Below are 14,432 nucleotides of genomic sequence, written 5' to 3' on the forward strand. Positions count from 1 at the left end.
AGGTTTATATGACGACTATTTTCGATCCGATCACCCTCGGCGACCTCGAATTGCCGAACCGCATCATCATGGCTCCGCTGACCCGCTGCCGCGCCGATGAAGGCCGGGTACCCAACGCGTTGATGGCCGAGTACTACGTGCAACGTGCCAGCGCCGGCCTGATCCTCAGCGAAGCCACTTCGGTGACGCCAATGGGCGTCGGTTATCCGGACACTCCGGGTATCTGGTCCGATGACCAGGTGCGCGGCTGGACCAACGTCACCAAGGCCATCCATGGCGCCGGCGGGCGGATCTTCCTGCAGCTGTGGCATGTCGGACGCATCTCGCATCCGCTCTACCTCAACGGTGAGACCCCGGTGGCTCCGAGCGCAATCCAGCCTAAAGGCCACGTCAGCCTGGTCCGCCCACTGGCCGACTACCCGACGCCACGGGCCCTGGAAACGGAAGAAATCGCCGATATCGTCGAGGCCTACCGCACCGGTGCCGAGAACGCCAAGGCTGCCGGTTTTGACGGTGTCGAAGTGCATGCCGCGAACGGCTACCTGCTCGATCAGTTCCTGCAGAGCAGCACCAACCAGCGCAGCGACCAGTACGGTGGTTCGCTGGAAAACCGTGCACGGCTGCTGCTGGAAGTGACCGATGCGGTGATCGACGTGTGGGGTGCGCAACGCGTGGGCGTGCATCTGGCGCCACGTGCCGATTCCCATGACATGGGTGACGCCAATCGCGCCGAAACCTTTACTTATGTAGCCCGTGAACTGGGTAAGCGCGGAATTGCCTTTATCTGCTCGCGGGAGAAGGAAGCTGACGACAGCATCGGGCCGTTGATCAAGGAAGCCTTCGCTGGCCCTTACATCGTCAACGAACGCTTCACCAAGGCCAGTGCCAATGCTTCGCTGGCCAGCGGCCGGGCGGATGCGGTGGCCTTCGGTGTGCCGTTCATCGCCAACCCGGACCTGCCGGCCCGCCTGGCAGCGGATGCACCGTTGAACGCCGCGCATCCTGAGACCTTCTATAGCAAAGGGCCGGTCGGTTACATCGACTATCCGCGGATGTAGGAATCCTGGGGCTGCTACGCACCCCATCGCCGGCAAGGCCGGCTCCCACAGATTGTGTTGTGGGAGCCGGCCTTGCCGGCGATGGGGCGCAAAGCGGCCCTATTCAAACTCAATCAACGCTGCGCATTGATCTGCTGTTGCAGGTTCTGCACCTGGCTTTGCAAGGTATTGAGACTGCGCGTCATCTGCCGGCGAAACGCATCGAACTCGGCAACCGAGGCACCACTGGCTGCCGGCGTCGCCGGACGATTCTCCTGCTCGCTCTTGAGCACCAGCAGATCCTGTTCCAGGCGCTCGATGGCCGCACTCGGATTGCCCTGTTTCTTCAACGCGGCAACCTCGCCAGCAAGGCTGTTGATCTGGGTGTCGAGCTTGCCGCCGTCCACCTGAGCCGCCCTCAAGGCCGCCAGTTCGCTATTCACCGCTTTCAGTTGGGTCTGCAATTCAGCCTGCAGCCTGGCAGTCGCTGCCTGCTGCTCGGTGGCCTGCGCCAATACTTGCTCAAGGCGCTTGCCCAGATCCCCCGCCTGCCCGGCAACGCCCTGTTGCTGCTTGCTCTGCTCGACAAGGTTGGCCTGCAGCTGCTTGATCTGCAGCTTCAAGGCTTCGCTGCCGCTGTTGACGTTGGACTCACTGGCATCGACCTTGCCACTGATAGCCTGCAGGCGTCCCGCGGCTTCTTCGCTGATCCGGGCAAAACTCTCCTGGGTCGCTACCAGCTGCTGCTCCATCAACGACACCTGCTGGAAGCTCCACCAGCCAAGCCCGGCCAGGGCAATGAAGGACGCCCCCAACAGCGCCCACAATGGCCCGGTGCTGGCCGCCCGCGGGGCTTTGCGCGCACCACCGGCAATCAGGCCAGCGCCTGGCGGCAAGGGGTCAAAGTCATCGTCATCCCGGGTACCGGCACGCAGAGTCGGGACATTGTCGAAATCGTCTTGAGCATCGTTACGCATGAGAGCCTTCAACCGCAGTAATAGCAAATGGGCACTAGTATAAACCGCTTACACCGCGCACTGATCGACCGCAAACCCGCGTGCCGGTTCACTGTTGCAGGTCTTGAGCCTTCCACCAGCCACAGAACTCGTCCAGCGCGGTCCACAGGCTGACCGTGGGCCGGTAGTCCAATAGCTGCCGGGCGCGATTGATGTCCAGGGTGAAATCCTTGCTCATCACCTGCATACCCAGGCGCGACAAGGTCGGCTGTGGGCGCCCAGGCCAAAGCATACAGGCTCCCTCGTTGAGCGCCGCCAGGCTGTAGGCCAGGCCAAACGAGCGGTAACGGGTGACTTGCGGTAACTGCATCTGGCGCATCACATAGTTGACCACATCCCACAACGGCAGTGGATGACCGTTACTGATGTTGTAGGCCTGACCCAGCGCCTGTTCATCGGCGAACAACGCGCTCAGCAGCGCCTCGTTGAGATTCTGCACACTGGTGAAATCGACCTTGTTCAGGCCGTTGCCGATAATGGCCAGGCGGCGCTTGCGCTGCATCTGCAACAAACGCGGAAAAATACTGACGTCACCGGCCCCGGTGACGAAGCGCGGGCGCAAAGCCAGGACTTCGAGACCGAACTCCTGGGCGCCGAAGACTTTCTGTTCGGCCAGGTACTTGGTGGCCCCGTAGTGATCATAAAAGCGTCGCGGCACCTGCTCTTCATGGATGTTCTGCTGCGAACGCCCGTTGAAGTAGATCGACGGTGACGACAGGTGCACCAGGCGCCGTACATGCTCTTTAAGGCACGCTTCGACCACATTTTCAGTGACCACCACATTGCCCTGGTAGAAGTCCTGGTAGCGCCCCCAGTTACCCACGGCCCCGGCGCAGTGCACGACGGCATCGACGCCCTGACACAGGCGTCTGGCCAGTTCCGCGTCGCCAAGGTCGCCGGGGATGAACTGTGCCCCGCGCCGCACCAGGTGCTCGACCCCTTCGGCGCGCCGGCCGTTGACCCGGACCTCAAGGCCCTGCTCCAGGGCAAAGCGCGCAAAGCGCCCGCCAATGAAGCCGCTTGCGCCGGTGACCAGAATTCGCATGTACCACTCCGCCTTACCAATTTTCAGATGCTGCTGACGCTGCCAGACCTTACAACGGCACTAGCCACTGCCGGGCGGTCTGATGCAGGTGTTCGGTCAATTGCCCGAGCAGTTGTCCGCCGTTACGCCAATGATGCCAGTACAAAGGCACGTCGATGGGTTTATCCGCTGAAATTTCTACCAGACGTCCGCTGGCCAGTTGCTCACGCACCTGCAACTCCGGCACCAGTCCCCAGCCCAGACCGGCCTCGGTCATGCGCAAAAAACCCTCGGAAGAAGGGCACAGGTGATGCAGGAAGCCGTCTTCGATACCCAGCGATGCCAGATAGCGATGCTGAAGAAAATCATCCGGGCCGAACACCAGTGCCGGCGTGCGCGGCAAACGCCTGGCATCAAAGCCTTCGGCAAAGTAACGGGCCATGAACGCCGGGCTGGCCAGGGCACGGTAACGCATGGCCCCCAAAAGTATGCTGCGCGCACCGGCGACCGGACGCTCGCTACCACACAGGCACGCCGCCACCTCACCCGCCCGCATACGCTTGAGACCGACCTCCTGATCCTCGACCACCAGGTCCAGCAAAACCTGTTGGTCGGCGCAAAACCTACCGACCGCCCCTGCCCACCAGGTGGCCAGGCTGTCGGCGTTGAGGGCGATGCGCAAACGTTCGGGCATGCCCTCCTCGTCCAGCGCCGGCACCTGGCTTTGCAGATCGCGCTCCAACAGCCGCACCTGCTGTACATGGTTGAGCAGGCGCCGGCCGACATCCGTCGGGCTGGGCGGATTGGCGCGTATCAGCACCGGTTGCCCGACCCGTGCTTCGAGCAGCTTGATGCGTTGCGAAATCGCCGATTGCGACAACCCCAGCACCTGCGCCGCACGTTCGAAACCGGCCTGTTCGATGACCGCGGCGAGGGCGGCAAGCAGTTTGTAGTCGAACATTATTTTTCCTAATGCCAGATCAGGTTTATTTGTTTTTCTTATACAGATTCACCCCCCAGAATCGCCAGCATCTTTTTTGGTTTTATCCGCCAGCGCCCTGCTGGTGTCTGTGGAGCGTCTCCTATGTGGCAAAGCTACCTGAACGGCCTGCTGGTCGCCTTCGGCCTGATCATGGCGATCGGCACCCAGAACGCATTCGTCCTGGCGCAAAGCCTGCGCCGTGAACATCATTTGCCGGTAGCCGCACTTTGTGTGTTCTGCGATGCCATTCTGGTGGCGGCCGGGGTATTCGGCCTGGCCTCGGTGCTGGCGCAAAACCCGACCTTGCTGGCGGTGGCACGCTGGGGCGGCGCGGTGTTCCTGATCTGGTACGGCAGCAAGGCGTTGCTGCGCGCCTGTTCGCAACAGAGCCTACAACAGGGTGAAGGCCAGGGCCTGCGTTCGCGCCGGGCGGTGCTGCTCAGCGCCCTGGCGGTGACCCTGCTCAACCCCCATGTGTATCTGGACACGGTGTTGCTGATCGGCTCGCTGGGTGCCCAGCAGACCGAGCCCGGTGCCTACGTGGCCGGTGCGGCCAGCGCCTCGCTGCTGTGGTTCTTCACCCTCGCCCTCGGCGCCGCCTGGCTTGCGCCCTGGCTGGCACGCCCCGGCACCTGGCGTCTGCTCGACCTGATGGTGGCGGTAATGATGTTCGCCGTGGCGGCGCAGCTGATCTTCACCTGAGCACCGCTGGTCTGGCGCTGGCAAAGGCTCTGGAACCTCTTTCCCGTACACTTGTTGCGTGGTTAAGCACAGGGCCGGGTGCTATGATCCAGCCCTTGCGTCGCAAAGAGTACAAACTCCCCGACGCACACCGGCCGCCCGTGATCGGCCTTGCGCTCACCGCAACAGACCTGATTAGGAGAATCACCATGGCTTTTGAATTGCCGCCGCTGCCTTACCCACACGACGCCCTGCAGCCGCACATTTCCAAGGAAACCTTGGAGTACCACCACGACAAGCACCACAACACCTATGTCGTGAACCTGAACAACCTGGTGCCAGGCACCGAGTTTGAAGGCAAAACCCTGGAAGAGATCGTCAAGTCCTCTTCGGGCGGTATCTTCAACAACGCCGCTCAGGTCTGGAACCACACCTTCTACTGGAACTGCCTGGCGCCAAACGCCGGTGGCCAGCCTACCGGCGCCCTGGCTGATGCCATCAACGCTGCGTTCGGCTCCTTCGACAAGTTCAAGGAAGAGTTCACCAAGACTTCCGTCGGCACCTTCGGTTCCGGCTGGGGCTGGCTGGTGAAAAAGGCTGACGGTTCCCTGGCCCTGGCCAGCACCATCGGCGCCGGCTGCCCGCTGACCAGCGGCGACACCCCGCTGCTGACCTGCGACGTCTGGGAACACGCCTACTACATCGACTACCGCAACCTGCGTCCAAAATACGTCGAGGCGTTCTGGAACCTGGTCAACTGGAAGTTCGTTGCCGAGCAGTTCGAAGGCAAGACCTTCACCGCTTAAGCAAACTGCGGCAAAAAAACCCGGCTTGTCCGGGTTTTTTTTCGCCTGTCTCACGCGGTCCGGCTCTTGCCCGAAACTGATACCGCGCTAACATCAAACCTTGGGAAGTTTGCTTCCAGGATTAAAGTCGCAAGGCCGGGCAACCGATACAGTGATAGCAGCAATACCATCACCTCGCGGGTGGGGTATGTTCTGTCAGCGGCCGATAGTGGATTGCCAAGAATGATGGCAAAATGATGCCATGCGCATGGATTAAGGAAACCCCATTGAAGCTGGAACTCAAAAACAGCTTATCGGTCAAGTTGCTCAGGGTCGTACTGCTCTCGGCACTGGTGGTTGGTGTCGTTCTCAGTTGTGCGCAGATCGTCTTTGATGCCTACAAGACCCGTCAGGCAGTGGCCAGTGACGCCCAGCGAATCCTCGACATGTTCCGCGACCCTTCCACCCAGGCGGTCTATAGCCTGGACAAGGAAATGGGCATGCAGGTCATGGAGGGGTTGTTCCAGGACGAATCAGTGCGCATGGCCTCCATCGGCCATCCCAACGAAACCATGCTCGCGGAGAAATCCCGGCCATTGCAGGAGTCGAGCACGCGCTGGTTGACCGACCTGATCCTCGGCCAGGAGCGCACCTTCAACACACAACTGGTCGGCCGTGGTCCCTACAGCGAATATTACGGCGACCTGAGCATCACCCTCGACACGGCGTCCTACGGCGCAGGTTTCCTGGTCAATTCGGTAATCATCTTTATTTCCGGGGTTCTGCGCGCCCTGGCCATGGGCCTGGTGCTGTACCTGGTCTATCACTGGATGTTGACCAAGCCGCTGTCGAAGATCATTGAACACCTTACCCAGATCAATCCCGACCGCCCCAGCCAGCACCAGTTGCCGTTGATCAAGGGCCACGAGCGCAACGAACTGGGCGTGTGGGTCAATACCGCCAACCAGTTGCTGGCATCGATCGAGCGCAACACACACTTGCGTCACGAGGCCGAAAACAGCCTGCAGCGCATGGCCCAGTACGATTTCCTGACCGGCCTGCCCAATCGCCAGCAACTGCAACAGCAACTGGACAAGATCCTGGTCGATGCCGGTCGCCTGCAGCGCCGGGTCGCGGTGCTGTGCGTCGGCCTTGACGACTTCAAGGGGATCAACGAGCAATTCAGTTACCAGGCCGGCGATCAATTGCTGCTGGCCCTGGCCGATCGTCTGCGCGCCCACAGTGGACGGCTCGGCGCCCTGGCGCGCCTGGGCGGCGATCAGTTCGCCCTGGTCCAGGCCGATATCGAGCAACCGTACGAAGCGGCGGAACTGGCCCAGAGCATTCTCGACGACCTGGAAGCCCCCTTCGCCCTCGACCACCAGGAAATCCGCCTGCGCGCCACCATCGGCATCACCTTGTTCCCGGAAGACGGCGACAGCACCGAGAAGCTGCTGCAAAAAGCCGAGCAGACCATGACCCTGGCCAAGACCCGCTCGCGCAACCGCTACCAGTTCTACATCGCCAGCGTCGACAGCGAAATGCGCCGCCGCCGCGAGCTGGAAAAAGACCTGCGCGAAGCCCTGCCGCGCAATCAGCTGTACCTGGTCTACCAGCCACAGATCAGCTATCGCGACCACCGTGTGGTCGGTGTCGAAGCGTTGCTGCGCTGGCAGCATCCGGAACTGGGCATGGTCCCGCCGGACCAGTTCATCCCCCTCGCCGAGCAGAACGGCAACATCATTGCCATCGGCGAATGGGTGCTCGACCAGGCCTGTCGGCAACTGCGCGAATGGCACGACCAGGGCTTCAGCGAATTGCGCATGGCGGTCAACCTGTCGACCGTGCAACTGCACCACAATGAACTGCCGCGGGTGGTCAACAACCTGCTGCAAATCTATCGTCTGCCGCCGCGCAGCCTGGAGCTGGAGGTGACCGAAACCGGCCTGATGGAAGACATCAGCACCGCCGCCCAGCACCTGCTGAGCCTGCGTCGGTCCGGTGCGCTGATCGCCATTGACGACTTCGGTACCGGCTATTCCTCGCTCAGTTACCTGAAATCACTGCCGCTGGACAAGATCAAGATCGACAAGAGCTTTGTCCAGGACCTGCTCGATGACGACGACGATGCGACCATCGTTCGCGCCATCATCCAGCTGGGCAAGAGCCTGGGCATGCAGGTTATCGCCGAAGGCGTGGAAACCGCAGAGCAGGAGGCCTACATCATCGCCCAGGGCTGTCATGAAGGTCAGGGCTACCACTACAGCAAACCGCTACCGGCGCGCGAGCTGACGGTGTTCCTCAAGCAAGCGCAACGCAATCAGGTTTCGATTCTCTAAACCCCTGAAGACATTGAACCAAGCGGCGAAAACACGCATTTGAATATTTACGTGACTGCCTCTTTACACAAAATGCAAATCTTTCGCATTATGTTGCAGCTTTGCGTACCCCGGTACGCCTGTCCAACCTCTCGACGCAGGAATTCACCATGATTCGTATGCCTCTGGCCACCGCCAGTCTGTTGGCCATTGCCATCTCTCTCGCCGGTTGCGGCGACGACAAGGACAAGGCCGCCGCACCGCAAGCCCAGGCCCCGGCTACCAGCGCAGCAGCCCCGGCTGCGGCAGGCGCCGTCGACGAGGCCGCTGCCAAGGCGGTGGTCAAGCATTACGCCGACATGGTTCACGCCGTCTACAGCGACTCGCTGAGCACCGCCAAGACCCTGCAGACCGCTATCGACGCGTTCCTCGCCAAACCCAACGACGAAACCCTGAAAGCCGCCAAGGCTGCCTGGGTGGCCTCTCGCGTACCTTACCTGCAGAGCGAAGTGTTCCGTTTCGGCAATACCATCGTCGACGACTGGGAAGGTCAGGTGAACGCCTGGCCGCTGGACGAAGGCCTGATCGACTACGTCGACGCCAGCTACGAGCACGCCCTGGGCAACCCGGGTGCTTCGGCCAACATCATCGCCAACACCGAGATCCAGGTCGGCGAAGACAAGATCGACGTCAAGGAAATCACCCCGGAAAAACTCGCCAGCCTGAATGAGCTGGGCGGTTCCGAAGCCAACGTCGCCACCGGCTACCACGCCATCGAATTCCTGCTCTGGGGCCAGGACCTCAACGGCACCGGCCCAGGCGCTGGCGCCCGTCCGGCCTCCGACTACCTGGAAGGCAAAGGCGCCACTGGCGGTCACAACGAACGTCGCCGCGCCTACCTCAAGGCTGTGACCCAGTTGCTGGTCAAAGACCTCGAAGACATGGTCGGCAACTGGGCACCAAACGTCGCCACCAACTATCGCGCCACGCTTGAAGCCGAGCCTGTGACCGATGGCCTGCGCAAAATGCTGTTCGGCATGGGCAGCCTGTCGCTGGGTGAACTGGCGGGTGAGCGCATGAAGGTTTCCCTGGAAGCCAACTCGCCTGAAGACGAGCACGACTGCTTCAGCGACAACACCCACTACTCGCACTTCTACGACGCCAAGGGCATCCGCAACGTCTACCTCGGCGAGTACACCCGTCCTGACGGTACCAAGCTGACCGGCCCGAGCCTGTCGTCGCTGGTGGCCAAGATCGATCCGGCCACCGACGCAACCCTCAAGGCCGACCTTGAAGCCACTGAAGCGAAGATCCAGGTCATTGTCGACCACGCGCTCAAGGGCGAGCACTACGACCAGCTGATCGCTGCCGACAACACCGCCGGCAACCAGATCGTCCGCGACGCCATCGCTTCGCTGGTCAAGCAGACCGGCGCAATCGAACAGGCTGCCGGCAAGCTGGGTATTGCCAACCTCAACCCGGATACTGCTGATCACGAATTCTGATTCAGCGGCTGGGCCAAAAAAGGCGACCTGCGGGTCGCCTTTTTTTATGCGTCAATTTATCGCGGGGCCAGCAGCCGCAAACAGATTTCATCTAGCAAACGCAAATCCCTCTTATTCCATGATCCTGAGCCTGCTAAGCTTGCACGCCGGTTTTTTGCTCAAGCTCAGGATTCTTGATGTCTTCGTTGCTGCTCCGTCTCAGCCCCTTGCTTCTGGCCATGACCCTGGTCGCCTGTGACGACGCCCCGCGTTTCACCCAGGCCGAACCTGGCGAAGCCTTCGCCGGTGGCAAGACGACGGTCAACAAGCGCGACCAGAACGCCTATTCCATGCCCTCGGCCAACCTCGCGCCGAGCCGCCGCCTGGACTTCAGTGTCGGCAACAGTTTCTTTCGCAATCCTTGGGTGATCGCCCCGGCGACCACCACAGCCCGCGATGGCCTGGGGCCGCTGTTCAACGCCAACGCCTGCCAGAACTGTCATATCAAGGATGGCCGTGGCCATCCGCCCGGCCCCAGCGCCAAACATGCCGTGTCGATGATCGTGCGCCTGTCGATTCCTGACCAACCGCACTACGCCAAAGTCATCGAGCAACTGGGCATCGTGCCCGAGCCGGTCTATGGCGGTCAGTTCCAGGACATGGCCGTACCCGGCGTCACCCCCGAAGGCAAAGTCCGTGTCGAGTACACGCCGGTGCCGGTGACCTTCAAGGACGGCACCCAGGTCGAGCTGCGCCAGCCAACGCTGCAGATCAGCCAGCTCGGTTACGGTCCGATGCACCCCGATACACGTTTCTCCGCCCGTGTTGCCCCGCCGATGATCGGCCTGGGCCTGCTTGAAGCCATCCCCGAAGCGGCGATTCTGGCCAATGCCGATCCCGACGACCGCAACGGCGACGGCATCCGTGGCCGGCCCAACCAGGTCTGGGACGATGCCCTGGGCAAGACCGTCCTTGGCCGTTTCGGCTGGAAGGCCGGGCAACCGAACATCAACCAGCAGAACGTGCATGCGTTTTCCGGCGATATGGGCCTGACCAGCAGCCTGCGGCCGCTGGACGACTGCACCCCGGCACAGGTTGACTGTCTGAAAGCCCCCAATGGCAACGGTGCCAATGGCGAGCAAGAAGTCAGCGACAACATTGCCCGCCTGGTGCTGTTCTACGCCCGCAACCTGGCGGTACCGATCCGCCAGGACGTCGACTCGCCCCAGGTGCTGGCCGGCAAGAACCTGTTCCACCAGGCCGGCTGCCAGAGCTGCCATACCCCAAGCTTCACCACGGCCGCCGACGCTGCCGAGCCGGAGCTGGCCAACCAGCTGATCCGCCCGTACAGCGACTTGCTGTTGCACGACATGGGCCCGGGCCTTGCCGACAACCGCAGCGAGTTCGCCGCCAGCGGCCAGGACTGGCGCACTCCACCGCTGTGGGGCATCGGCCTGGCCCAGACCGTCAGCGCCCAAGCCGGATTCCTTCACGATGGCCGCGCCCGCAACCTGCTTGAAGCCGTGCTCTGGCACGGTGGCGAAGCCGAAGCGGCCAGGCAGCACGTCTTGACCTTCAATGCCGAGCAACGCACCGCGTTGCTGGCGTTCCTGAATTCACTTTAAGAGAGAGGAGCCGGGCATGTTCCGTCCTAAACTGTTGTTCACCAGCCTTGCCGCCCTCGCCCTCGGCGCCTGCTCGCCGCAGGACCCGCAGGCAGTGACCTCCGCCGCCATTGCCAAGCAGGTGATCCTGCCGACCTACAGCCGCTGGGTCGAAGCCGACCGCCAACTGGCCGTCAGCGCCCTGGCCTACTGCGAAGGCAAGGCCGACCTGGCAACCGCCCGCGCCGATTTCCTGCATGCACAAAAAGCCTGGGCCGAACTGCAACCGCTGCTGATCGGCCCGCTGGCTGAAGGCAACCGCGCCTGGCAGGTACAGTTCTGGCCAGACAAGAAGAACCTGGTCGGCCGTCAGGTCGAACAACTGGTCAGCGCCGACAAGCCGATCGATGCCGCGAGCCTGGCCAAGTCCAGCGTGGTAGTGCGCGGTCTGTCCGCCTACGAGTACATCCTCTTCGACAGCAAGCCAGACGTCGCCAGCGCTGAACAGAAAGCCCGTTACTGCCCACTGCTGGTGGCCATCGGCGAGCACCAGAAAGCCCTGGCCGAAGACATCCTCAAAGGCTGGAACAACACCGACGGCATGCTTGCGCAGATGACCAAGTTCCCCAACCAGCGCTACGCCGACTCCCACGAGGCGATCGCCGATTTGCTGCGGGCCCAGGTCACTGCCCTCGATACCCTGAAGAAAAAACTTGGCGCCCCCATGGGCCGCCTGAGCAAAGGTATCCCGCAGCCGCTGCAGGCCGAAGCCTGGCGTAGCCATTCCTCGCTGAAAAGCCTGGAAGCCAGCCTGACCGCAGCGCAAACCGTCTGGGTCGGTGTCGACAACCAGGGCCTGCGCGGCCTGCTGGGCAAAGACCAGAAAGCCCTGGCCGACAAGATCGATGCCGCCTACGCCAATGCCCTCAAGCTGCTGAGCGCCAATCAGAAGCCGCTGGGCGAACTGCTCGATGACGAAGCCGGACGCCAGCAGCTCAACGACATCTACGACAGCCTCAACGTCGTCCACCGCCTGCACGAAGGCGAGCTGGCCAAGGCGCTGGGCATTCAGCTGGGCTTCAATGCCAACGACGGTGACTGATCATGTTGCGACGCCAGGCTCTCAAATTCGGTAGCGTCCTGCTCAGCGCCCTGACCCTGGGCGGCTGGACCCTGTTCCGCGGCAAAGACAGCGGCCCCCTGCTGCTTTCGGCGCGCGACGACGGCGATGGCAAACACTACGCCGTCGGCTATCGCCTGGACGGCACCCAGGTGTTCGCCACCGAAGTGGCCCAGCGTTGCCACGACATCATCAACCACCCCGAGCAGCCGCTTGCCCTGTTCGTTGCCCGGCGTCCCGGTACCGAGAGTTACCTGATCGACCTGCGCGATGGTCGTTTGCTGCAGACCATCGCCTCGCAGCCGAACCGGCACTTCTATGGTCACGCGGTGATCCACAAGAGCGGCGAATGGCTGTACGCCACCGAGAACGACACCACCGATCCCGGCCGTGGCGTACTCGGTGTGTACCGCTTCGATGGCGAGCGCCTGGTTCATAGCGGCGAGATTTCCACCCACGGCATCGGTCCGCATCAGGTGTCGTGGATGCCGGATGGCGAAACCCTGGTGGTCGCCAATGGCGGCATTCGCACCGAGGCCGAGAGTCGCGTCGAGATGAACCTCGATGCCATGCAGCCAAGCCTGGTGCTGATGCAGCGCGACGGTACGCTGCTGAGCAAAGAGGTGTTGCCGCAGCAGATGAACAGCGTGCGCCACCTGGCGATTGCCAGCGATGGCACCATCGTCGCCGGGCAACAGTTCATGGGCAGCGGTGATGAAACCGCCGAACTGTTGGCGATCAAGCGGCCCGGCCAGGCTTTCCAGGCCTTCCCGGTGCCCGAACAGCAATTGCAGTCGATGGCCAACTACACCGCCAGCGTGGCCATTCATAGCGAATTGCGCCTGGTCGCCCTGACCGCGCCACGGGCCAATCGTCTGTTCATCTGGGATCTGGATAGCGCGCAAGTGCGCCTGGATGCACCGATGCCTGACTGCGCCGGCGTCGGTGCGGTGGCCGATGGTTTTGTCGTCACCTCCGGCCAGGGTCGTTGCCGTCTCTATGATTGCCGCAACAGCGAATTGATCGGCCAACCGCTACAACTGCCCTCCGGTCTGTGGGACAACCACCTGCACCTGGCCTGACGGCCTCACCTGATAAATAGCCGGGAACACAGGGTTCCCTGGCCCGGTCAAACGAGTAATATTCGGCTACAGCGCACGTGGGCAGGATCGCCCGCAGTCGTGCCAAACGAACAATAAATCGTATCCAAGGAACTGGACTATGCTGCGCCGGCGCATGCTCATCATGTTAGGTGTTGTTTTGCTGCTCGTGCTGATTCTGGGGGGCTACAAGGCGTTCTCCATCTATCAGCAGGTCCAGATGTTCTCGGCCCCCAAGCCACCGATTGCCGTGGCCGCAGCCGAGTCCAGCGAGCGCGCCTGGCAAAATCGCCTGCCTGCAGTCGGCAGTCTCACGGCCTTGCAGGGCGTCGACCTGCGGCTGGAAACCGACGGTACGGTGAAAACCCTGCAGTTCGAGTCCGGGCAGAAGGTCAGCAAGGGCCAACCGCTGCTGCAACTGGACAGCGATGTCGAGACCGCCTTGCTCGGTACCGCCCTGGCCGACCTCGGCCTTGCCCAGGTGGACTTCAATCGCGGCAGCCAGCTGGTCGGCAGCCAGGCGATTTCGCGTGGCGAGTTCGACCGTCTGAACGCGCAATACAAGCGTAACAAGGCGGTGGTCGATCAGCTCAAGGCCGCCCTGGCCAAGAAGAGCATCAGCGCGCCCTTCAGTGGCACCATCGGCATCCGTCAGGTGGACGTCGGCGACTACTTGGCCAGCGGCACGGTGATCGCTACCCTGCAGGACCTGAGCAGCCTGTATGTCGACTTCTTTGTCGCCGAACAGGCAGTGCCCAAGCTGAGCATCGGCCAGCAGGTGCTGGTCAGTGTCGCCGCCTATCCGCAACAGACCTTCCCCGGCACCATCAGCGCCATCAACCCCAAAGTCGAAGACAGCACCCGCAACGTACAGGTACGCGCCACCCTGGCCAATCCTGATGGCAAGCTGTTGCCGGGGATGTTCAGCAGCTTGCAGATCCTGCTGCCAAGCCCGCAACCCCAGGTGGTGGTGCCAGAAAGTGCGGTGACCTACACCCTTTACGGCAACTCGGTGTACGTCGCCGTGCCGAAAAAGACCGAAGACGGCCAGATAATGAAAAACGCCGAGGGTCAGCCGGAGCTGATCGCCGAACGCCGTTTTGTCGACACCGGCGAGCGCCGCGATGGCCTGGTGGTGATCAGCAAGGGACTCAAGGCCGGTGAGCAGGTGGTGACCGCAGGGCAGCTGAAACTGACCCAGGGTGCGTCAATCAGCATCAGCCCGGACAAGACCCTGCAAGCCCCAGAGAACAACCACCAGTCGCGCGCCAACTGATCGAG

12 protein-coding genes are annotated in these 14,432 nt (G+C 62.2%); 9 read left to right on the plus strand and 3 right to left on the minus strand.

Features of this window, described 5'->3' with window-relative positions; genetic code table 11:
* The first annotated feature begins 8 nt into the window (after positions 1–8).
* Positions 9–1,058, plus strand: coding sequence for an alkene reductase (locus AC07OF_RS06930; RefSeq protein ID WP_157191267.1), 1,050 nt, complete (start codon positions 9–11; stop codon positions 1,056–1,058).
* Positions 1,059–1,171: 113 nt separating this feature from the next.
* Here AC07OF_RS06930 and AC07OF_RS06935 read toward each other — a convergent pair whose 3' ends face one another.
* The 3 genes from AC07OF_RS06935 to AC07OF_RS06945 all read right to left on the minus strand — a co-directional run bounded on the left by AC07OF_RS06935 (position 1,172) and on the right by AC07OF_RS06945 (position 4,038).
* The gene (locus AC07OF_RS06935) at positions 1,172–2,014 is read right to left on the minus strand and encodes an ATPase (RefSeq protein ID WP_157191266.1); all 843 of its coding nucleotides are present in this window, start codon (positions 2,012–2,014) and stop codon (positions 1,172–1,174) included.
* An 88-nt stretch (positions 2,015–2,102) separates the two neighbouring features.
* Positions 2,103–3,098 carry an NAD-dependent epimerase/dehydratase family protein gene (locus tag AC07OF_RS06940; protein WP_157191265.1) on the minus strand — a complete coding sequence of 332 codons (996 nt, stop codon included), beginning with the start codon at positions 3,096–3,098 and terminating at the stop codon, positions 2,103–2,105.
* A 49-nt stretch (positions 3,099–3,147) separates the two neighbouring features.
* Positions 3,148–4,038: a LysR family transcriptional regulator ArgP gene (locus tag AC07OF_RS06945; RefSeq protein WP_157191264.1), complete on the minus strand. Its 891-nt coding sequence runs from the start codon at positions 4,036–4,038 to the stop codon at positions 3,148–3,150.
* A gap of 123 nt (positions 4,039–4,161) precedes the next feature.
* On the opposite strand from AC07OF_RS06945, the gene AC07OF_RS06950 reads away from it, so the two are divergent.
* The 8 genes from AC07OF_RS06950 to AC07OF_RS06985 all read left to right on the plus strand — a co-directional run bounded on the left by AC07OF_RS06950 (position 4,162) and on the right by AC07OF_RS06985 (position 14,427).
* Positions 4,162–4,761, plus strand: coding sequence for a LysE/ArgO family amino acid transporter (locus tag AC07OF_RS06950; RefSeq protein ID WP_038607328.1), 600 nt, complete (start codon positions 4,162–4,164; stop codon positions 4,759–4,761).
* Between the two features lie 188 nt (positions 4,762–4,949).
* Complete coding sequence (locus AC07OF_RS06955; RefSeq protein WP_038607326.1) at positions 4,950–5,546, plus strand: superoxide dismutase; 597 nt, start codon at positions 4,950–4,952, stop codon at positions 5,544–5,546.
* Between the two features lie 236 nt (positions 5,547–5,782).
* The gene (locus AC07OF_RS06960) at positions 5,783–7,864 is read left to right on the plus strand and encodes a putative bifunctional diguanylate cyclase/phosphodiesterase (RefSeq protein WP_425313495.1); all 2,082 of its coding nucleotides are present in this window, start codon (positions 5,783–5,785) and stop codon (positions 7,862–7,864) included.
* A 149-nt stretch (positions 7,865–8,013) separates the two neighbouring features.
* Entirely contained in the window at positions 8,014–9,348 is a 1,335-nt protein-coding gene (locus AC07OF_RS06965; RefSeq protein WP_495072692.1) for an imelysin family protein, read from the plus strand.
* 176 nt (positions 9,349–9,524) lie between these two features.
* Positions 9,525–10,952 carry a di-heme oxidoreductase family protein gene (locus AC07OF_RS06970; RefSeq protein WP_495072693.1) on the plus strand — a complete coding sequence of 476 codons (1,428 nt, stop codon included), beginning with the start codon at positions 9,525–9,527 and terminating at the stop codon, positions 10,950–10,952.
* Between the two features lie 16 nt (positions 10,953–10,968).
* Positions 10,969–12,033: an imelysin family protein gene (locus AC07OF_RS06975; protein WP_476446569.1), complete on the plus strand. Its 1,065-nt coding sequence runs from the start codon at positions 10,969–10,971 to the stop codon at positions 12,031–12,033.
* A 2-nt stretch (positions 12,034–12,035) separates the two neighbouring features.
* Entirely contained in the window at positions 12,036–13,133 is a 1,098-nt protein-coding gene (locus tag AC07OF_RS06980) for a DUF1513 domain-containing protein (RefSeq protein ID WP_157191259.1), read from the plus strand.
* 139 nt (positions 13,134–13,272) lie between these two features.
* On the plus strand, positions 13,273–14,427 hold the full coding sequence (locus AC07OF_RS06985; RefSeq protein ID WP_495072694.1) for an efflux RND transporter periplasmic adaptor subunit: 1,155 nt from the start codon (positions 13,273–13,275) through the stop codon (positions 14,425–14,427).
* Positions 14,428–14,432 lie beyond the last annotated feature (5 nt).

Source organism: Pseudomonas sp. GW821-FHT10B02, from assembly GCF_059415665.1.

What these genes read in the sequence shown, in the direction of transcription:
- AC07OF_RS06930 (WP_157191267.1), top strand. Translation starts at nt 9, where the DNA reads ATGACGACTATTTTCGATCCGATCACCCTCGGCGACCTCGAATTGCCG.
- AC07OF_RS06935 (WP_157191266.1), bottom strand. Translation starts at nt 2,014, where the DNA reads ATGCGTAACGATGCTCAAGACGATTTCGACAATGTCCCGACTCTGCGT.
- AC07OF_RS06940 (WP_157191265.1), bottom strand. Translation starts at nt 3,098, where the DNA reads ATGCGAATTCTGGTCACCGGCGCAAGCGGCTTCATTGGCGGGCGCTTT.
- AC07OF_RS06945 (WP_157191264.1), bottom strand. Translation starts at nt 4,038, where the DNA reads ATGTTCGACTACAAACTGCTTGCCGCCCTCGCCGCGGTCATCGAACAG.
- AC07OF_RS06950 (WP_038607328.1), top strand. Translation starts at nt 4,162, where the DNA reads ATGTGGCAAAGCTACCTGAACGGCCTGCTGGTCGCCTTCGGCCTGATC.
- AC07OF_RS06955 (WP_038607326.1), top strand. Translation starts at nt 4,950, where the DNA reads ATGGCTTTTGAATTGCCGCCGCTGCCTTACCCACACGACGCCCTGCAG.
- AC07OF_RS06960 (WP_425313495.1), top strand. Translation starts at nt 5,783, where the DNA reads ATGCCATGCGCATGGATTAAGGAAACCCCATTGAAGCTGGAACTCAAA.
- AC07OF_RS06965 (WP_495072692.1), top strand. Translation starts at nt 8,014, where the DNA reads ATGATTCGTATGCCTCTGGCCACCGCCAGTCTGTTGGCCATTGCCATC.
- AC07OF_RS06970 (WP_495072693.1), top strand. Translation starts at nt 9,525, where the DNA reads ATGTCTTCGTTGCTGCTCCGTCTCAGCCCCTTGCTTCTGGCCATGACC.
- AC07OF_RS06975 (WP_476446569.1), top strand. Translation starts at nt 10,969, where the DNA reads ATGTTCCGTCCTAAACTGTTGTTCACCAGCCTTGCCGCCCTCGCCCTC.
- AC07OF_RS06980 (WP_157191259.1), top strand. Translation starts at nt 12,036, where the DNA reads ATGTTGCGACGCCAGGCTCTCAAATTCGGTAGCGTCCTGCTCAGCGCC.
- AC07OF_RS06985 (WP_495072694.1), top strand. Translation starts at nt 13,273, where the DNA reads ATGCTGCGCCGGCGCATGCTCATCATGTTAGGTGTTGTTTTGCTGCTC.